This is a genomic window from Gordonia aurantiaca, assembly GCF_039939235.1.
Lineage (GTDB): Bacteria > Actinomycetota > Actinomycetes > Mycobacteriales > Mycobacteriaceae > Gordonia.
In genome coordinates this window covers 532,562-550,780 of the sequence record NZ_JBDUUF010000002.1, presented here as the reverse complement: position 1 = coordinate 550,780, position 18,219 = coordinate 532,562, and the positions used below count along the sequence as shown (strand labels likewise).

At 68.1% G+C, this 18,219-nt stretch carries 21 protein-coding genes; 3 read left to right on the top strand and 18 right to left on the bottom strand.

Annotated elements, in window-relative coordinates:
• A partial coding sequence (locus tag ABFT43_RS07495) for a transposase (RefSeq protein ID WP_347959731.1) occupies positions 1-375 on the bottom strand: 375 nt, incomplete at its 3' end.
• Between the two features lie 339 nt (positions 376-714).
• Between ABFT43_RS07495 and ABFT43_RS07490 the strand changes: the two genes are divergently transcribed.
• From ABFT43_RS07490 to ABFT43_RS07475, 3 genes are all read left to right on the top strand, one after another.
• Positions 715-1,020, top strand: a complete 306-nt coding sequence (locus ABFT43_RS07490; protein WP_347959730.1) for a DUF4190 domain-containing protein — start codon at positions 715-717, stop codon at positions 1,018-1,020.
• Positions 1,021-1,565: 545 nt separating this feature from the next.
• Positions 1,566-2,222 carry a 5,6-dimethylbenzimidazole synthase gene (bluB, locus tag ABFT43_RS07480; protein ID WP_347959761.1) on the top strand — a complete coding sequence of 219 codons (657 nt, stop codon included), beginning with the start codon at positions 1,566-1,568 and terminating at the stop codon, positions 2,220-2,222.
• A gap of 126 nt (positions 2,223-2,348) precedes the next feature.
• Positions 2,349-3,671: a DUF4185 domain-containing protein gene (locus ABFT43_RS07475; protein ID WP_347959729.1), complete on the top strand. Its 1,323-nt coding sequence runs from the start codon at positions 2,349-2,351 to the stop codon at positions 3,669-3,671.
• A 43-nt stretch (positions 3,672-3,714) separates the two neighbouring features.
• On the opposite strand, the gene ABFT43_RS07470 is transcribed toward ABFT43_RS07475, so the two are convergent.
• The 17 genes from ABFT43_RS07470 to ABFT43_RS07390 all read right to left on the bottom strand — a co-directional run bounded on the left by ABFT43_RS07470 (position 3,715) and on the right by ABFT43_RS07390 (position 17,957).
• Positions 3,715-4,119 carry a YraN family protein gene (locus ABFT43_RS07470; RefSeq protein ID WP_347959728.1) on the bottom strand — a complete coding sequence of 135 codons (405 nt, stop codon included), beginning with the start codon at positions 4,117-4,119 and terminating at the stop codon, positions 3,715-3,717.
• Between the two features lie 134 nt (positions 4,120-4,253).
• On the bottom strand, positions 4,254-4,565 hold the full coding sequence (locus ABFT43_RS07465; RefSeq protein ID WP_005198978.1) for a DUF2469 domain-containing protein: 312 nt from the start codon (positions 4,563-4,565) through the stop codon (positions 4,254-4,256).
• Complete coding sequence (locus ABFT43_RS07460) at positions 4,562-5,248, bottom strand: ribonuclease HII (protein ID WP_347959727.1); 687 nt, start codon at positions 5,246-5,248, stop codon at positions 4,562-4,564. Before ABFT43_RS07460 ends, ABFT43_RS07465 begins: the two co-directional genes overlap by 4 nt.
• A gap of 18 nt (positions 5,249-5,266) precedes the next feature.
• The gene (gene lepB / locus ABFT43_RS07455; RefSeq protein ID WP_347959726.1) at positions 5,267-6,127 is read right to left on the bottom strand and encodes a signal peptidase I; all 861 of its coding nucleotides are present in this window, start codon (positions 6,125-6,127) and stop codon (positions 5,267-5,269) included.
• Positions 6,128-6,145: 18 nt separating this feature from the next.
• Positions 6,146-6,487, bottom strand: coding sequence for a 50S ribosomal protein L19 (gene rplS, locus ABFT43_RS07450; protein ID WP_006898508.1), 342 nt, complete (start codon positions 6,485-6,487; stop codon positions 6,146-6,148).
• Between the two features lie 200 nt (positions 6,488-6,687).
• Entirely contained in the window at positions 6,688-7,689 is a 1,002-nt protein-coding gene (locus tag ABFT43_RS07445; protein ID WP_347959725.1) for a hypothetical protein, read from the bottom strand.
• The gene (locus ABFT43_RS07440; RefSeq protein WP_347959724.1) at positions 7,682-8,047 is read right to left on the bottom strand and encodes a hypothetical protein; all 366 of its coding nucleotides are present in this window, start codon (positions 8,045-8,047) and stop codon (positions 7,682-7,684) included. Before ABFT43_RS07440 ends, ABFT43_RS07445 begins: the two co-directional genes overlap by 8 nt.
• Entirely contained in the window at positions 8,044-8,370 is a 327-nt protein-coding gene (locus ABFT43_RS07435) for a YbaB/EbfC family nucleoid-associated protein (protein WP_347959760.1), read from the bottom strand. The genes ABFT43_RS07440 and ABFT43_RS07435 overlap by 4 nt, the downstream gene beginning before the upstream one ends.
• A gap of 55 nt (positions 8,371-8,425) precedes the next feature.
• A complete protein-coding gene (trmD, locus tag ABFT43_RS07430; RefSeq protein WP_347959723.1) occupies positions 8,426-9,151 on the bottom strand; it encodes a tRNA (guanosine(37)-N1)-methyltransferase TrmD in 726 nt (241 codons plus the stop codon).
• A gap of 13 nt (positions 9,152-9,164) precedes the next feature.
• Positions 9,165-9,695 carry a ribosome maturation factor RimM gene (rimM, locus tag ABFT43_RS07425; RefSeq protein ID WP_347959722.1) on the bottom strand — a complete coding sequence of 177 codons (531 nt, stop codon included), beginning with the start codon at positions 9,693-9,695 and terminating at the stop codon, positions 9,165-9,167.
• Between the two features lie 26 nt (positions 9,696-9,721).
• The gene (locus ABFT43_RS07420; protein ID WP_347959721.1) at positions 9,722-9,964 is read right to left on the bottom strand and encodes an RNA-binding protein; all 243 of its coding nucleotides are present in this window, start codon (positions 9,962-9,964) and stop codon (positions 9,722-9,724) included.
• Entirely contained in the window at positions 9,961-10,410 is a 450-nt protein-coding gene (rpsP, locus tag ABFT43_RS07415; RefSeq protein ID WP_347959720.1) for a 30S ribosomal protein S16, read from the bottom strand. The genes ABFT43_RS07420 and rpsP overlap by 4 nt, the downstream gene beginning before the upstream one ends.
• Before the next feature lie 450 nt (positions 10,411-10,860).
• Positions 10,861-11,940, bottom strand: coding sequence for an amidohydrolase family protein (locus ABFT43_RS07410; protein ID WP_347959719.1), 1,080 nt, complete (start codon positions 11,938-11,940; stop codon positions 10,861-10,863).
• A gap of 2 nt (positions 11,941-11,942) precedes the next feature.
• Complete coding sequence (gene ffh, locus ABFT43_RS07405) at positions 11,943-13,514, bottom strand: signal recognition particle protein (RefSeq protein ID WP_347959718.1); 1,572 nt, start codon at positions 13,512-13,514, stop codon at positions 11,943-11,945.
• 57 nt (positions 13,515-13,571) lie between these two features.
• Positions 13,572-16,064, bottom strand: coding sequence for a [protein-PII] uridylyltransferase (locus ABFT43_RS07400; protein ID WP_457590114.1), 2,493 nt, complete (start codon positions 16,062-16,064; stop codon positions 13,572-13,574).
• 170 nt (positions 16,065-16,234) lie between these two features.
• Positions 16,235-16,573 carry a P-II family nitrogen regulator gene (locus ABFT43_RS07395; protein ID WP_004572306.1) on the bottom strand — a complete coding sequence of 113 codons (339 nt, stop codon included), beginning with the start codon at positions 16,571-16,573 and terminating at the stop codon, positions 16,235-16,237.
• Between the two features lie 49 nt (positions 16,574-16,622).
• Entirely contained in the window at positions 16,623-17,957 is a 1,335-nt protein-coding gene (locus ABFT43_RS07390; protein WP_347959717.1) for an ammonium transporter, read from the bottom strand.
• Between the last annotated feature and the right edge of the window lie 262 nt (positions 17,958-18,219).

Below are 18,219 nucleotides of genomic sequence, written 5' to 3'. Positions count from 1 at the left end.
CAGTGCGGCGACGAGGTCATCGACGCTGCGGGTGGACACCCCGTGAACGTAGGCCTCCATGATCACCGCGTGCAGGGCTTTGTCGATGCGGCGGCGGCGCTCGAGCAGTGACGGGAAGAAGGACCCGGAACGCAGTTTGGGGATCTGGACCTCGATATCCCCGGCGGTGGTCGACACGGTCTTGGGTCGGTGCCCGTTGCGGTGCGTGCTGCGGCCCTCGCTGCGTTGGTAGCGCCCCGCCCCAATCACCTCGGTGGCCTCGGCCTCGATCAACGCCTGCAGACCGGCGCGGATCAGCTCGGCGAACACCGCCCCCGCATCAGCAGAGCGGAGTGCATCGAGCTGGGCGAGCAGGGCAGAATGGTCCTGGGTCATCGTGTGGTGTGTCCTTTGCTTGAGTCACTTGGTAGGTAACTCACTGACCACTACGCGATGACCCACCCCAAAGCCCTCAAGACACACCGGGCACAGTCCATCCCGTCCGGCTCCAGCCCCGAAACCCCACCAACCCAGGGGACTTACCCCCCGCGATTCCGCGATTCCGCGAGACTATGTCGCATGTAACCAGAGGAGTCGGTTCTGCGACTTCGGCTTAGATCGCCCGTACGGATCGAAGTCGCTGCGACGTCAACCTGAATCGAGCGACCCTCCATTCGAGTGAATTCGGCCTCCGAATCCGGTCACGAAACAGGTACGGCGTGCTAGACGTCAGTCATGTCGAGTTTCCTACGACGTGGCTTCGTCACCGCCGCAGACCTTCACGCCGTCCCCGAAACCAGCTCACAACTCGTCCACCGCAGGACCAACCTCTGCGCGATCATCAGCCTTTTCAGCGGCCTCACCCTCATTGCAGTGCCCGCTGTTGTCTTCGGAGCAATCGGAATCGCCGAAGTCCTACGCCGTGACCACGAAGACGGAGCATCGATCGCGGCATTCGGATTGGTTCTGGGCGTCCTCGAGATCGCCGCACTCGTGGTGCTGTACGTACTCACCGACTGGAGGATCACCGATCCGTGGTGATCCTGTTGCCGCTTGTCCCGGTTTCCGGGAACAACCGCAACATGATTGTCCGGTACACGGTTTGGTGCAGCGGGTGTCGAACCTGCTGTGATGCGGTCGATCGGGATCGTCGGTGGTCGCGCCGGCCTGGTCCGCATGTGAGTCGACCGGCCGGCTCGGCCAGATCCGTTGCAGGGGGCAACGTGTCGTGGTCACGGCCACACCGACACCGTCCTCCGCATCTCGCGGCAGTTGTGTCTGCCGCCTACCCGGGCCCGCCGAAACCCTCGAAGACTCCTTCCGAACCTGCGACGCATCCGGTGCGAACAACCACCACCGGGCCCACCCCGACCACGCATCATCACCGACGGCGACGCACCGCGCCCACGGAACCGGCCGGCAGACAGGCACGCCCGCCGGCGAACCGAGCGCGCCGGAACAACACCGGGCACGCCGACACCACGAAATCGAGGAGGGGCCGGTCCGCTTCTGAGTATCGTGTTGGGTCGAGGAAACGGGAGACGACACGAGTGAACACCCAAACGGCAGTGGGCATCGACGCCCTCCTGGCAGAAGCGCCCCCGACAGACGACGGGACCTTCGGTGATTCCTTCGTCGCCGAGCTCGACCGCCTCTTCCGCTGGCGTCGTGACGTGCGCCGCTTCGACACCCGACCACTCGAACCCCATCTCCTCCCCGAGATCCTCGAGGCCGCCGAGCTGTCGCCGTCGGTCGGCAACAGCCAGCCCTGGCGGTGGGTCGAGGTGCAGACGACCGCTGCCCGAGAAGTCGTACGCGACAGCTTCATCCGCTGCAACTCACAGGCACTCGACGGCTACTCCGGCGCGCGCGCCCAGCTGTACTCGTCGCTGAAACTCGCCGGACTCGACGACGCACCGGTACACCTGGCGGTCTTCTGTGAACCCGAACCCGCCCAGGGGCACGGGCTCGGCCGTATGACCATCCCGGAAACGCTCGAGTACTCGGTGGTCGCGGCGATCACGACCATGTGGCTCGCCGCCCGCGCCCGCGGCGTCGGCGTCGGCTGGGTGTCCATCCTCGACCCCGACGAGGTGACCGCAGTGCTCGGCGTCCCGCCGCGCTGGAAGCTGGTCGCCTACCTGTGCATCGGCTACCCGGAACGAGAGAGCGACGTCCCCGAGCTCGAACGAGTCGGCTGGCAGGAACGCACCGGCGCCGAGGAGCGCCACCTCATCCGCTGACCACGCGCTCGACTCGCGACTTCCCGACACCCGATCGTGACCCCCACCCTCCCCACCTGTGACATAACTCTAGTAACAATATTCACGATAATCACTTGAGCAACACCTGCCACACGGAGGTCATGCGTGCCCAGCCGTTTCACCAGGGGTGTCCGACTGGCGCTCGCAGGCGCCCTCGCGCTCGGTACGTCCACGGTCCTTGTCACCACCGGAACCGGAGTGGCCGAAGCCGCTCCGTGCGGCAACGCCGGCAACGGCTCGAGTTTCCTCGGGCTCGGCTCGTCCGGATCCGCCGGGAGCTCCAGCGGACCGGAGACAGGACCGCAGGGTGCGCTGCCCTTCTACTCCGGCACCATCTCGCGCGTGCTGAGCTGGGTGACGGGCCCGCGCAGCGTCAACGACACCTACGACCGGTTCGGCATCAGCGGCACCGACCTCGGGATCGCCTGGGACAACGGTTCGGGTCAGACGCTCATGGCATTCGGCGACACGTTCGGCAACTGCCGCGCGGCAAATCAGGAGTGGCGGCACAATGTCCTCCTGCGGACCGATGACGACGACTTCACCGACGGCAAGCTGACAGTCCCCGACGGCGTCGCCGGCGACAGCACCTCCGGCACCGTGATCCGGGACCGGGCCGACTTCGCCGCGGAGCTCATCCCGTCGCTGGGTATCTCGAACGTCGAGGTCACCACCATCCCCACCGCTGCGATCGCCCTCCCCCACGGCAACGGCTTCCGGCAGTACATCAACTACATGTCGGTCCGCTCGTGGGGCACCGCGGGAAACTGGGTGACCAACTTCTCCGGCATCGCCTGGTCCGACGACAACGGCCAGTCGTGGCACACCGACCCGAGCACCGTACTGATCAACTCGCCGTTGCCGGTCTCGCTGGCGCTGCCCGGCGATCTCCGGCCGGTCGAGTACAACAACGGCAAGTTCCAGCAGAGCGCCTACATGCGTGGCCGCCCGGGCACCGACGAGGCAGGCTACGTCTACCAATTCGGCACACCCAACGGACGTTTCGGCGCCGCCTTCCTCGCACGGTTCGCACCCGGGGACATCCTGGACCTCGACCGCTACGAGTACTGGGCAGGCAGGGACCGCGGCTGGGTCGACGACATCGCCGACATCCCCGACGACGGTTCCGCGATCGTGGTCAAGCAGCCGGTCACCGAGCTGTCCGTCGCGTGGAGCCCATATCTGAAGAAATACATCATGCTCGACGGTGACAACGGCGTCCGCCTGCGCACCGCCGACCACCCCGAGGGCCCCTGGAGCCCACCGCGATACATCGTCGCCCCGAACACCGTAGTGGTCTACGGACCGATGATGCTGCCGAGTTCGCCTGCGCTGAAGGGTGATTCCAGCGGTCTGCTCTACTTCAACGCCTCCCGCTGGAGCGATTACAACGTCATGCTCATCCGGTCCGACCTCGGCAAGCTCTAGGAGGGCAGGCTGTAACAGGGCAAGCTGTAGCAGGGAGCCGTCCTCACTCGTACACACCCCGGTGATGACGAATGCGCATCCGTGCCGGGCCGTCGGGCGCGAACCCGTCGAGGCGCACACTGATCACATCGAACCGGACCTGTGCCCACTTGGGCTCCTGCTCTGCCAGCCACATCCGGGTCAGGCGTCGCATCCGCACCAGCTTCTCCGGAGTGACCGCCATGACCGGGTCGTCGTAGGTTCGCCCGGCCCGCGTCTTCACCTCGACCACCACGAGCACCGGGCCGTCGGCGGCGATGAGGTCGAGTTCGCCGTAGCGGTTGCGCCAGTTGCGTTCCAGCACCACCCAGCCCAGCGATCCCACGTACTCGGCGGCCGCATCCTCCCCCAGCCGCCCCACGTGCGCACGACGGTTGGCCGGTCTGCCGGGACTCCTGGCTTCGCTCATGTCCGAAGCATCGGCGAAAACACATCGGCCGCGGCGGGAACGGGTCCGCCGCGGCCGAATCTGTGGACGCCCCGGGTGTTGTCAACACCAACCGACAGCCGGCAGCATCACCCGGCGCGTCACAGGAGATCTCTTCATGGCTCGTCGGGAAGCCGCAGTTCCGGCTTCTCGAGCTCCTCGATGTTGACGTCCTTGAACGTGATCACCCGGACCTGCTTGACGAAGCGCGCCGGCCGGTACATGTCCCAGACCCAGGCGTCGCTCATACGCAGTTCGAAGTACACCTCACCGTCGGTGTTGCGCGGAATCATCTCGACCGCGTTGGCAAGGTAGAAGCGCCGCTCTGTCTCCACCACGTAGGTGAACTGCCCGACGATGTCCTTGTACTCGCGGTACAGAGAGAGTTCCATCTCGGTTTCGTACTTCTCGAGATCCTCAGCACTCATCCTGTAAGCCTATCCCTGTTGTCGTTTGCGCTGGTGACCACTCGTGCCGCGACATTGCGGTACGACATGCGGTGCTGTGGCGACGGCCCCGCGGCATCGATCCGCGACATGTGGAGCGCCGTGCTGTACCCCTTGTGGATCGCGAAATCGTAGCCTGGATGCTCATCGTCCATCGCCACCATGATGCGATCCCTGGTGACCTTCGCGATGATGCTGGCCGCCGCGATGCACGCGGCCGCCCCGTCACCCCCGATGACCGGCAGCGACGGTGCCGTCAGCCCGGGCACGGCGAACCCGTCGGACAGCACGTATCCGGGCTGGATGTCGAGGGCCGCGATTGCCCGGCGCATACCCTCGATGTTCGCGACGTGGATGCCGATCCGGTCGATCTCCGCCGCCTCGATCACCACTGCGCTCCAGGCCTGGGCGTAGCGGGTGACCGACCTGTACAGCTGCTCCCGGGTTTTCTCGGTGAGCCGCTTCGAGTCGTCGAGGTCGGCGAGCGAGGCGAGTTGGGTCGGTTTGAGCACACAGGCCGCGACCACGAGCGGCCCAGCGCAGGCCCCTCGACCCGCCTCGTCCACCCCGGCGACGGGACCGAGACCGTGCCGGTGCAGGGCGAACTCGAAGGTGCGCAATCCGGCTGCCCGCCGGATGGGTGAACGTGGTGGCCACCGGCTCATGGTTTCCGCATCATCCCATCACTGCTGGGGGTTGTACGAACCGACACCACCGATCCGGGAGAAGGGGTAGATGACGGTCCGGACCTTGCCGCGGATATCGCTGATCGGCACGGTGCCGTGGTACTTGTCGTCGACGTGGTAGCGCGAGTCCTGGGAATTCAGGCGGTTGTCACCCATCACCCACACGTTGCCCTCGGGGACCCTGATCGGCCCGAAGTCGGGTCCGAGGCACGGCGGCAGCTTGCCCTCCGGGCCGGCCGGATCACCGAATGCCGCGTATGTCTCGCGCTGCAGCTCCATGTTGATGTACGGCTCGTGCAACGGCTTGCCGTCGACCTTGACGCCGACACCCTCATCGTTGTGACACTCGACGGTCTGCCCGCCGGTCGCGATGACGCGCTTGACGAGATCGTTCTCGTCCGGCGGCGCGAACCCGAACCAGGACAGCGCGTCCTGGATCTTGTGCGTCACCGGGTTGGTCGACCGCGGCGAGATCCACGCACCGTTCCACGACTCGGAGGGCCCCTTGAAGACCACCACGTCGCCGGGCTGCGGGTCCCCGAAGCGGTAGACCATCTTGTCGATGACGATCCGGTCGTTGGTGCATCCGTCGCACCCGATCAGCGTGGATTCCATCGACTCCGACGGGATCACGTACTGCCGGCCGATGAAGGTCTGCAGCACCCAGGTGAGAAGAAGAACGCACCCCACGATGATCACGACTTCGCGCAGGAACGATCCGGATGTGGAACTTTTCTTGTCGGCGTCGTCCTTGTCGGACTTCAGTCGCCAGGGCCGTTGCCCGGCATCGGTGCCACCGTTGCCGAGATCCGGATCGTCTGCGTCGTGATCTTCGCGGGGTCGTTGAGTGTCGGCCACCTCGTCAGGGTAGACGGGTCAGCGCTTTTCCTTGATCTTCGCGGCCTTGCCACGCAGATCGCGCAGGTAGTACAGCTTGGCGCGACGGACGTCACCGCGAGTGATGACGTCGATCTTGGCGATGTTCGGGCTGTGAACCGGGAAGGTGCGCTCAACGCCGACGCCGAACGAGACCTTCCGAACGGTGAAGGTCTCGCGGACGCCGCCGCCCTGGCGACGGATCACGACACCCTTGAACACCTGGATGCGTTCCTTGCTGCCCTCGATGACCTTGACATGGACGTCAAGGGTGTCACCGGGTCCGAACTCCGGGATGTCGTCGCGGAGGGACTTCTTGTCGAGGAAATCGAGCGTGTTCATTGTTCGGGTCCTTGTCTGGCGTGAACGTTGAGCAGAGGAACCTGGCGGGCCGGTTGGGCTTCGACCGGTTCGTACTCCGAGTCGTCGTATGCGTGCGCGGCGAGCCCGTGCAGGGGTCATCGTCGGCAGGCAACCCGACTATTGTGCCAGAGGGACCCCCGCACGACGAAATCGCCGGTCACCGGAGGTTCCCGAGCCGGCTAGCGTGGGCCGCCCGGGTCCAGCACGACGATGCCGGCCGCCTGCAGGGCGGCGACGGTCGACGAGTCCATCGGGGTCGCGGCGGCGACCGCCTTCGGCGTGATCCCCGAATTCCTCATGTGTTCGACGACCGCGAGCTCGGGTGCCCGCCCGTTGGCGGTGAGCCCCTCGTCGTCGGCGAGGTCGAGGCCAGGCCGCTGGTAGGGCTGCGGATCACTCGTCCCGACGACCACCACGCGCCGGCCCCGCGCCCCCAGGCCCACTCCGACGGCGGTCCGGAACCACCCCGCGATGTTCGCGGGCACGCTCGCCTGGACCGCGTCGGCCCGGCGTCGCAACCAGCCCAGGTCGCCGGGACCCGACTCGCCCGGAAGGCGCGTCGCAGCGCCGACGGCCGATCCGGCGCCCGCCGCCATCGCTCCGGCGGCGCCCAGCGCACCCATCATCGGGGCGAAGGGCATCATGCCCGCGGTGGCGGCGGGTGGCGGCGTCGACCCGGCGGCCTGTCCGGCCTCGGCGGCCCGGTCGGTGTACTCGTCACCGGCCGCGGTCAGCGCCATCCGGCCGGCACTCGCCGCGCTCACCAGCCGCGAGTCGTCCCCCACCGCGGCGAGGACCTCCGCGTGCAGGCGGTCTCGGTCGGCGATGAGCGCGATGGCGGTCATCTGCTCCTCGGTCTCGGCCACGACGTCCGCGTACCGGTCGAGCGACGACGCCATCACCTGCAGGTGTGCGGCGACGGTGGGCAAGGACTCGGGTGCCGAGTCGGCGAGCCCGGTCAGCGACGCGACGACCGACCGACCGAACTCCCCCGCCGCCGACGCGGCGTACAACCGGGTCGCCGACAGCACGAGGTCGGCCACGCGTTCCACCGACTCGGCCAGTGCCCGCGCACGACGCGCCGCCTCGCGGAGTGCATCCACGTCCGAGGTCGGCCAGATGCCCGGCACGAGCTCCTCGGCGATCTGCCGCGGCGAGAGACCGGTGAGCGGGTCAGTCATCGGGGTCTCCTGGCTCGATCACGTTCCCCAGCGACGCCGCGGCGTCGTGGTCGGCGTCGATCACGGCGGCGACACCTCGCGTGACGACCTCGCGATGCGCCCCGACCCGCTCGGTCAGTTCACGCAGGAGGTCGGCAGCCTCCGCCGACACGGGCCCGAAACCCGTCCGGAACGCCGCTGCCGCCGCGCCCACCCCGACCGCGGTGTCGGTGTCGGCGAGCAGCTCGACGAGTTCGGAGTACACCGTCTGCAGCAGAACCTCGGCCTTGGCCAGGCGCGCCGACAGATCCGCCGCGGCACCGGTGTCGGCGATCAGCCGGTCGTGATCGGTGCGGCGCGACGGATCGGGGGCACTCATCGGACCTCGATCGTCACATCGTCGTAGTCGGGCCCGGAAACACTTGCCGCCGAGAGCAATTCGGCACGGCGCGCGGCGAGAGCGCGGTCCGCCTCCGCGATGAGGGCGGTGAGCAGCTCGGACAGCTGATCGGCGCGGTAGCGACGCAGGGCCGCGGGTTCGATGGAGATGTCGACGGCCAGGCCGCGGGCGTTCACGGTCACCGCGACGAGTCGGTCACGACTCATGGCACGGGAGGTCAGTTCGGACAGGGCCGCCCGCGTGCGCGCGAGATCGGCGCGCTGGCGGTCGAGAGCGTCGACCATCGCCGAGTAGCCCTGCATTGTCATCCCCCCGCGACAATCTTAGCCGGTGAACGGCTGTCGGTTCTCGGTGATGTTAGCGGGAATCACCTTCCCGGTCACCGGCCGGATCCACAGGATCGGCCGCGGGGAGAAGATCCGGGCGGCGCTCCCGGGTCCGGGCGAGCGCCTGCTCGTGCCGCCATCGGGCGACCTTCGCATGATCGCCGGACAGCAGCACCGACGGGACGTCGAGCCCGCGCCAGCTCACCGGCCGGGTGTAGCTCGGTCCTTCGAGAAGACCGTCGGAGAACGAATCCTCTTGGTGCGAGCGGGGATTGCCGAGCACGCCGTCGATGAGCCGCACCGTGGCCTCGATCATCGCCATCGCCGCGACCTCGCCGCCGATGAGGACGAAGTCACCGAGCGAGACCTCCTCCACGCGCACCCGGCGGGCCGCGTCGTCGAAGACGCGCTGGTCGATGCCCTCGTATCGGCCGCACGCGAAGACGAGGTGCTTCTCGGTGCTCCACCGCTGGGCGGTGCGCTGGGTGAACGGGACACCGGCCGGCGTGGGCACCACGAGCAGCGCGTCGTCGGGGCACACGTCATCCAGGCATGGGCCCCATACCTCGGGCTTCATGACCATGCCGGGGCCACCGCCGTACGGCGAGTCGTCGACGCTGCGGTGCACGTCGTGTGTCCAGTCCCGCAGGTCGTGGACGTCGACGCTGATCTTGCCGGCGTCGATCGCCTTGCCCAGCAGGGCGACCCGCAGCGGGGTCAGGTATTCGGGGAAGATCGTGACGACGTCGATCCTCATGCTCGGGTCCCGATCACTTCGAGTCTTCCGAGTCGGGATCGAGCAGACCCTCCGGCGGATCGATGACGATGAGCTCACGGGTCACCGTCGGCACGATCTCCTTCACGAAGGGCACGAGCACCTCCCGCTCGTCGGGGTTGCGCACGGAGAGCAGTTCACCGGCGGGAAGGTGCAGCACCGATTCGACGACGCCGACCTCGGTGCCGTCGAGCAGCTGCACCGGCAGACCCTCGAGCTCGTGGTCGTAGAACTCGTCCGGGTCGTCGGACGGTTCGACCTGTGAGGAGTCGATGAGGAACAGCGTGCCGCGCAGCGCATCGGCGGAGGTGCGGTCGGCGACCTCTTCGAGAGACACCAACAGCCGCCCGGAGTGTTCCCGGGCGGCTGTCACGGTGAATTCTCGTTCCCCGCCTCCGCGCGGCAGACGGCCACGCAGCACCGATCCGCGCGCGAAGCGCAGTTCGGGCTCATCGGTACGGACGTCGACGACGACTTCGCCACGAATGCCGTGTGACTTGACCACACGTCCGACGACGAGATCCACGATCAAAGCGTCCTACGATGCTCGGGTCAGCGGTCGGTGTCGACGATGTCGACACGCATCCCGCGTCCGCCGATACCGGCGACGAGTGTGCGCAGTGCGGTTGCGGTCCGGCCGTTGCGGCCGATGACCTTGCCGAGGTCGTCGGGGTTCACGTGGACCTCGACGAGCCGGCCACGACGGCCGGTGACGAGGTCGACGCGGACGTCATCCGGATTGGAGACGATCCCGCGGACCAGGTGTTCGACCGCGTCGGCGACGACAGCGCTCACGCGTCACCCTCTGCGGCGGCCTCGGCCGGCGCCTCGGCGGCCGGGGCCTCGTCCTTCTTGGCGGCCTTCTTCTTCGGGGTGACGGCCTGGGCGACCGGCTCGTTCTCGGCGGCGGCGAGCGCGGCGTTGAACAGGTCCAGCTTGGACGGCTTGGGCTCGGCCTTCTTCAGGGTGCCCTCGGCACCCGGCAGGCCCTTGAACTTCTGCCAGTCGCCGGTGACCTTCAGGATGGCGGCGACGGGCTCGGTCGGCTGCGCACCGACGCCGAGCCAGTACTGCACCCGCTCGGAGTCGACCTCGATCAAGCTCGGCTCTTCCTTCGGGTGGTACTTGCCGATGGTCTCGATCACCCGGCCGTTGCGGCGGGTCCGAGCGTCGGCGACGACGATGCGGTACTGCGGGTTGCGGATCTTGCCGAGCCGCGTGAGCTTGATCTTGACAGCCATGTCACTACTTTCGTGTGGTCACTGCGCAATTCTGCGGCCCACCCGGACTGGTGGACCCGGTTTTGCGATCTGTTTCGGTGTGACCGTCGGGCGGCCGTGACCGTATCCGACGAACCGACGGTCCATTCTGCCAAACCGGCGGCCGGAAGAGAAATCCGTCGCCACACCCGGCGGTCGGGGCGGAACTCCCCGAAAAAGAACCGGCATGTGGTTGTCCACCCCGCGAGAACAACCACATGCCGTACGTCGCCATCCCTCTTCGCCCACCGAATCGACGAGGATTCGGCCCCCAGGCTTTGCGCGACCTCTGCCGGTTCCCCCGTCCAACCCCTGGACACCGGTCGGGTCTGCACTGAGCTGATCGGTCCGTTCCCAGGCGGACCAGTGCAACGCGGTTGCTACCTTACGCGGCAGTAGGAAACGCAACCAGCAACCGGCTTGTGGCGTTCCTCACAAGAGGTGTCGGCCTGACGACACCACCGCCGTCGGGTGGCGCAGGACACCCAGGTCGTCGACCGGATTCTCTGCGTACACAACGAAATCCGCACGATCGCCGTCCTCGAGCAGACCGGCGCCGAGCCAGCGTCGGGGCTCGGTGCTGGCGGCCGCGATGGCCCCCGCGTTGCCCAGTCCGACGGTCGCCAACCTCTCGATCTCGTCGACGATGCGTCCGTGTTCGACGAACCCGCCCGCGTCGGTCCCGGCGAAGATCGCGACCCCGGCCTCACGGGCCGCATCGAAGACCTTGCCGGCGTCGGCGTGCAGCTTGCGCATGTGCGCGGCATACGTCGGGAACCGGCCGGCGCCGTCGGCGATGCCCGGGAAGTTGTCGACCTGGATCATGGTCGGCACCAGCGCGATCCGCTTGTCGACCATCTTGTCGACGAGGTCGCCGGTGAGCCCGGTGCCGTGTTCGATGCAGTCCACGCCCACGTCGATCAGGTCGACGAGGGCGTCGGTACCGAAGACATGTGCGGTGATGCGGGCGCCCTTCGAGTGCGCCACCTCCACCGCGGACTCGAGCTGGCTGCGGCTCCACAGCGGGGTGAGATCGCCCACCTCGCGGTCGATCCAGTCGCCGACCAATTTCACCCAGCCGTCCCCGGCCTCGGCCTGACGCGCCACCTCGGCGGCGAGCTCGTCCGGGTCGTCGAGGTCGACGCCGTAGTCCCGCAGGTAACGCTTCGGCCGGGCGATGTGCTTGCCGGCGCGGATGAACCGCGGACACAGCGGATCGTCGTCGAGCGGATGGGTGTCCAGCGGCGACCCGACCTCGCGGATCAGCAGCGTCCCCGCCCGGGCGTCGGCATACGCGAAGCCGCGGGCCTGCTCGATGTCGACGCCCAGCCCGGGTGCGATGCCCACGTGGTTGTGGGCGTCGACGAGTCCCGGGAGGATCCAGCCGCCGTCGACGGCGGTCTCGGCTCCGGGAACGGGCGTGGTGGAGATGGTTTCCCCGTCCACCCAGAACTCGACCGGCTCACCGGTCAGCGGATCGTTACCCCGATAGTGACGCGCGCCGGTTGCCATGCCTACTTCTTCTTGGGCTGCTGGAACTGGGAGATGTCGATGCCCTCGAGTCCCGGGGGCAGCTGATCGAGGCCGGGCGGCATGTTCGACAGGTCCGGGAACCCGCCGGGCATGCCGGGCATGCCCGCCGGCATTCCCGGGAACCCGCCGCGCATCTTCGGGGGCGTCGGCCCGCGGCCCTTGCCCTTCTTGCCCTTCTTGCCGCCCTTCTTGTTCTTCTTGCGGTTCACACCGCCCATGCCCATGCGGCCGGACATGGCGGCCATCATCTTGCGGGCCTCGAAGAAGCGGTCGACGAGCTGGTTGACCTCGCTGACGGTCACGCCCGAGCCGTTGGCGATACGCAGGCGGCGCGAGGCGTTGATGATCTTCGGGTTCGCCCGTTCCTCGGGCGTCATGCCGCGGATGATCGCCTGCACGCGGTCGAGCTGTTTGTCGTCGACCTGCGAGAGCACGTCCTTCATCTGTCCCGCACCCGGGAGCATGCCGAGGATGTTGCCGATCGGCCCCATCTTGCGGATCATCAGCATCTGCTCGAGGAAGTCCTCGAGGGTCAGCTCGCCCTGGGTGATCTTGGCCGCGGCGGCCTCCGCCTGCTGGGCGTCCCAGTGCTGCTCGGCCTGCTCGATGAGGCTGAGCACGTCGCCCATGCCGAGGATGCGGCTGGCCATGCGGTCGGGGTGGAAGACGTCGAAGTCGTCGAGCTTCTCCCCCGACGACGCGAACATGATCGGCCGGCCGGTGACCTCGCGCACCGACAGCGCCGCACCGCCGCGGGCGTCGCCGTCGAGCTTGGTCAGCACGACGCCGGTGAAGTCCACGCCCTCGGCGAACGCCTCGGCGGTGGTGACGGCGTCCTGACCGATCATCGCGTCGACCACGAACAGCACCTCGTCGGGCGAGGTGGCGTCGCGGATGTCCGAGGCCTGCTTCATCAGCTCCGCGTCGATGCCGAGGCGGCCCGCGGTGTCGATGATGACCACGTCGTAGAGCTTGGCCTTGGCCTCCTCGACACCGGCCTGCGCGACCGCGACCGGGTCGCCGGCGGTGATGCCGAGTTCGCCGTCACCGCCGACGCTGGTGCCCGGATGCGGCGCGAACACCGGCACACCAGCCCGCTCGCCGACGATCTGCAGCTGCGAGACCGCGCCCGGACGCTGGAGGTCGCAGGCCACGAGCAGCGGGGTGTGACCCTGCTTCTTCAGCCAGTTGCCCAGCTTGCCGGCGAGCGTGGTCTTACCGGCGCCCTGCAGGCCGGCGAGCATGATCACCGTCGGCGGGGTCTTGGCGAACCGGATGCGCCGGGTCTCGCCGCCGAGGATGCCGATGAGCTCCTCGTTGACGATCTTGACGACGGTCTGGGCGGGGTTGAGCGCCGCCGAGACCTCCTGCCCCTTCGCACGCTCCTTGATCCGGGAGATGAAGGCGCGCACGACCGGCAGGGAGACGTCCGCCTCGAGGAGGGCGAGCCGGATCTCCCGGCAGGTGCGGTCGATGTCGGCGTCGGACAGCCGCCCCTTGCCGCGGAGGTCCTTGAGGGCACCGGTCAACCGGTCGGAGAGGGAATCGAACATGAGTCCCATACTTCCATGTCCGGCCGGGGTGCTCAGGGTCTGGGGACCCCGACGGCATCAGGAGATGGGCACCCCGGACCGTGTCGTGCCGCCCGACGACGAGCCGTCACCGTCGGGGTCGCGTTTGGGCTGCGGCGGCGGGCACACCGCGACGATCGCCTCCGCGATCGACGCGCGCGTCTGCTCGGTGTCCTCGGCGAGCCGCAGACTGAAGATGTCGACCACGGTGGCACCCAGGGTCGAGACCTTCGCCCATCGGATGTCGGCGCCGTGACGCTCGAGTACCGCCGAGACCCGGCTCAGCAGGCCGATGCGGTCGTCGGAACGCACCTCGAGCAGGGCGGAGTCGGAGTCCGGCGAGTCCAGCCACGTCACCCGCGGCGGAGCGACGGCGAAGAGCGCGGGCACGGCGTTCTTCGGATGGCCCGCGCCGTCGACGTCGGGGTCGGTGCTGCCCGCGCTGGCCCCGAGTGCCACCGCCGCGCCCGGCTGGGTCGCCACGGTCGCGATGGTCGGGATGGGCGACTCCTTCTCCCGGGTGTCGAGTCGATCGAGGACGTCGAGCTTTCCGTTGACCGCGGCGATGAGCTGCTGGCGCAGGAGGCCGGCGTCGGGCGGCGTGCCGAACAGCGGCACGACGACGAACGTGTTGATCGCCTTGCCCTCGTGACTCTGCACGGTCGCCTTGTGCGACCGCAGTCCGCCGAGCGCGAGGATGCCCGCCATCTTCGACAGCAGGCCCGGCTGATCGGGCGCGACCATCGTGACGTCGTAGGTGTGCTGACCGTCGGCCCGGGTGAGCCGCACCGCGTACTCGTCGTCCGCGGCCACCTCGAGCTGTTCGGGCGTGAGCGGTTCCGGCGCCTCGAGCGGGGCGCCCTCGATGTGCCGCATCGACCTGCGCACGAGTTCGCCGATGAGCGAGGCCTTCCACTCCCCCCAGACGCCGGGGCCGGTGGCCAGCGAATCCGCCTCGGCCAGCGCCGCGAGTAGTTCCAGCAGCACCCGGCTGTGCCCGAGCGTGGTGGCCACGTACTCCGCCGTGGCCGGGTCGTCGAGATCGCGGCGGGTCGCCACCTGCGGCAGCAGCAGGTGGTGGCGGACCATGTCGGACAGGATCTGCACGTCCTGCGGCCACAGCCCGAACCGGTTGCCGATCTGCACGGCGAGTTCGGCGCCGACGATGCTGTGGTCGGCCCCGCGCCCCTTGCCGAGGTCGTGGATGAGCGCGCCGAGCACGAGCAGGTCCGGACGCGACACCCGCGTCGTCATCGAACTGGCGTGGGCAGCGGTCTCCACCAGATGTCGGTCAACCGTCCAGGTGTGGATGGCGTCACGCGGCGGGAGGTCGCGCACGGCCCCCCATTCCGGCAGCAGCCTTCCCCACAGGCCCGTGCGGTCGAGCGCCTCGATCGGGTCGACCATGTGGTGGCCGGAACTGAGCAGGACCAACAGGTCGCTGAGCGCCTCCGAGGGCCACGGCTCCCGAAGTTCGGGCGCGTAGTCGGCGAGCCGGCTCAGCGTCGACGCGCTGATCGGCAGGCCGGTGCGGGCGCTCGCCGCGGCGACCCGCAGGATGAGGCCCGGATCCTTGGAGGGAATCGCGTTGCGCGCCAACACGATCTCGCCGCTGTGCTCGACCACGCCCTCGTCCAGCGGCCGGCGCAGCGGGGAACGTCGCAGCTTCGCCAGGCCGCGGCGCGGCAACGCGTTGCCCGCGGTCCGCAGCCCGACGTCGATGGAATAGCTGATGGTGCGGGCGGAATCGCTGATGACCCGCGCGAGGTCGAAGCGGTCCCCGATCCGCAGCGCGGCGCCGATCTCGTCGGCGTCCTGCGCGCGCACCTGTTCGCGCGGACGACCCGCGATGCGGTGCAGTTCGGTGCGGATGTCGAGCAGCCGGGTGTATGAGACCTGCGGACTCGCGCCCGGCGAATCCGGCCGCAGCCCGCCCATCCCGTGCGTGAGCTGGGCGATGGCCAGCGCATTGAGGAGCTGGACGTCGCGGAGTCCGCCGCGGCCGTTCTTCAGGTCGGGTTCGGCACGGTGGGCGATGTCGCCCGCACGGCGCCATCTGTCCTGGGCGTGTGCGACGACATCGGAGAAGCGGTTGCGGATGTCGTTGCGCCACTGCTGGCGGACGCCGCCGATCAACAGCGACGACAGGTCCTCGTCGCCGGCGATGTGGCGGGCCTCGAGCAGACCGAGCGCGGCGGTCACGTCCTCCGCGGCGACCTGCAGGGCCTGCGGCACCGTACGCACGCTGTGGTCGAGCGGGATGTTGGCGTCCCACAGCGGGTACCAGAGCCCGTCGGCGACCTCCGAGACCCGCTCGGCGGGCATGTCGTCGTGCAGCAGGATCAGGTCGAGGTCGGAGTAGGGCAGCAGCTCGCCACGACCGAGTCCTCCGACGGCCACGATGGCGAATCCGCTGTGGTCCTTGATGCCGAGTTCGGCGCCCTTGCTGGTCAGCCAGAACTCGTGCAGGTCGACGAGCACCTGGCGCAGTGCCGGTGCGTCGAGTTTCCCGTTCCGGCTCGACTCGGTCAGCTGCCGGCGGGTCTTGGCGAGATCGGTTGCGGCTACGGGAGTCTCCTGTGTCTCGAGGCGGTTCCCCGGTGTGTACCGGGATGGCGAACCGGCCGTGAACGGTGCGGCCCCGCGCCGACGGGTCGTCGGACGCGGGGCCGCCTTCGGTTTCGCTAAGGGCGCCGACTCACTTACAGAGCGTCGCCACCACGCTCACCGGTGCGGACTCGCACGACCGACTCGACCGGCGAGACCCATACCTTGCCGTCACCGATCTTGCCGGTGCGGGCGGCTTCCACGATGACGTCGACGACCTTGTCCACGGCCGCGTCGTCGACGACGACCTCGACACGGACCTTGGGGACGAAGTCGACCGAGTACTCGGCACCGCGGTAGACCTCGGTGTGGCCCTTCTGGCGTCCGTAACCCTGGACCTCGCTGACGGTCATGCCCAGGATTCCCGCCTGCTCCAGGCCGGCCTTCACGTCCTCGAGCGTGAACGGCTTGACGATTGCAGTGATCAGCTTCATTAGTTATCCCTCTCCACGGGTGTCAGCGTAGTAGCGATTGGCGTGAGCGTCATGCCAGCTCATAGGCCGTCTCAGCGTGCTCGGCCTCGTCGATGCCGCTCTTCTCGTCCTCATCGCTGACACGCCAGCCGAGAGGCTTGAGTGCGAAGGCGATGACCGCGGTCAGGACACCGGTGAACACCAGGGCGAACAGCGCGATCACGACCTGGACGACGAGCTGCTTGTAATCGCCGCCCCAGAACAGGCCCACGTCCTTGGCGAGGAAGCCGATGCCGACGGTGCCCCACAGGCCGGCGACCAGGTGGACGCCGACGACGTCGAGCGAGTCGTCGTAACCGAACTTGGTCTTCAGACCGATGGCCAGGGCCGCGAGGGCGCCGGCGATGAGGCCCAGGATGAGCGAGCCGACCGGGGTCAGGGCGCCACACGCGGGGGTGATGGCGACCAGGCCGGCCACGATGCCCGACGCGGCGCCGACGCTGGTGGCGTGCTTGTCGCGGATGAGTTCGACTGCGAGCCAGCCGATGATCGCGGCGGCGGTGGCAGCGGTGGTGTTGACCCACACCAGGCCGGTGACGGCATCGGCGGCGAGCTCGGAGCCCGCGTTGAAGCCGAACCAGCCGAACCACAGGAGCGCGGCGCCCAGCATCACGAACGGGATGTTGTGCGGACGGTAGGCGGTGCGACCGAAGCCGGCACGCGAGCCGACGATGAGGGCCAGGACCAGCGCGGCCATACCGGCGTTGATGTGGACCACGGTGCCGCCCGCGAAGTCGATCGGCGCGACCTTGGCCTCGCCGTCCTCACTGCCGAAGATCCACGAGGCGAAGCCGTTCTCGGCGCCCGACATGATGCCGCCGCCCCAGACCATGTGGGAGAGCGGGAAGTACACGATGGTCGCCCAGATGACGGTGAAGACGGTCCAGGTGACGAACTTGACGCGCTCGGCGAGCGCACCCGAGATGAGGGCCACGGTGATGACCGCGAAGGTCAGCTGGAATCCCATGAACACGAACGACGGGATCGTGAGGCCGCCGGTCACGACGAGTTCGGTGCCGTCCGGTCCGGGAAGGGTGTCGGCCAGCTGGCCGGAGCCGAAGAGCGAGAAGGGGTTCGAGAACAACCCGGCGATGTCGTCGTCACCGGTGATGCCGTTGCCGAAGGCCATCGAGAAGCCCCACAGGACATACACCACGCTGACGGTGGCCAGCGAGATGAACGACATCATCATCATGTTGAGGACGGACTTGCCTCGTGCGAGTCCGCCGTAGAAGAACGCGAGTCCGGGTGTCATCAACAGGACCAGCGCCGCGCTGGTGATGATCCACGCGGTGTCGCCGGTGTCGAATGCGCCAAACGCATCTTCTGGCAGCGCCAAAACCACTGTAGAAACCTCCTCAGGATGCGCCGACGGCTCGGCGCCTCCAAAGAGACTGTCGGCAGACGGTTTCAGCAGTGGTGCCCCCAGGTTTCAGGCACGTAACCCGATTGACGATTTGTATTTCGCGGATGTAAATCGCCTGGAGGCTTCTGAGGCGGGTCTCAGTTTTCGTTTGCCGCCTCCGGTCCGGGATTGCGGATCGCGGAAGCCGATTCACGTCGGTGCGATGGTCCACGGATCGAACGCACGACCGGGCCGGCCCACA

Coding starts and splice junctions, on each gene's coding strand:
- ABFT43_RS07395 (WP_004572306.1), bottom strand. CDS start 16,573: ATGAAGCTGATCACTGCAATCGTCAAGCCGTTCACGCTCGAGGACGTG.
- ABFT43_RS07440 (WP_347959724.1), bottom strand. CDS start 8,047: ATGAGTGCCCCCGATCCGTCGCGCCGCACCGATCACGACCGGCTGATC.
- ABFT43_RS07410 (WP_347959719.1), bottom strand. CDS start 11,940: ATGGCAACCGGCGCGCGTCACTATCGGGGTAACGATCCGCTGACCGGT.
- ABFT43_RS07435 (WP_347959760.1), bottom strand. CDS start 8,370: ATGCAGGGCTACTCGGCGATGGTCGACGCTCTCGACCGCCAGCGCGCC.
- ABFT43_RS07490 (WP_347959730.1), top strand. CDS start 715: ATGTCGAGTTTCCTACGACGTGGCTTCGTCACCGCCGCAGACCTTCAC.
- ABFT43_RS07465 (WP_005198978.1), bottom strand. CDS start 4,565: ATGAGTGCTGAGGATCTCGAGAAGTACGAAACCGAGATGGAACTCTCT.
- ffh (WP_347959718.1), bottom strand. CDS start 13,514: ATGTTCGATTCCCTCTCCGACCGGTTGACCGGTGCCCTCAAGGACCTC.
- rplS (WP_006898508.1), bottom strand. CDS start 6,487: ATGAACACGCTCGATTTCCTCGACAAGAAGTCCCTCCGCGACGACATC.
- ABFT43_RS07470 (WP_347959728.1), bottom strand. CDS start 4,119: ATGAGCGAAGCCAGGAGTCCCGGCAGACCGGCCAACCGTCGTGCGCAC.
- ABFT43_RS07460 (WP_347959727.1), bottom strand. CDS start 5,248: ATGAGCCGGTGGCCACCACGTTCACCCATCCGGCGGGCAGCCGGATTG.
- trmD (WP_347959723.1), bottom strand. CDS start 9,151: ATGAGGATCGACGTCGTCACGATCTTCCCCGAATACCTGACCCCGCTG.
- rpsP (WP_347959720.1), bottom strand. CDS start 10,410: ATGGCTGTCAAGATCAAGCTCACGCGGCTCGGCAAGATCCGCAACCCG.
- ABFT43_RS07445 (WP_347959725.1), bottom strand. CDS start 7,689: ATGACTGACCCGCTCACCGGTCTCTCGCCGCGGCAGATCGCCGAGGAG.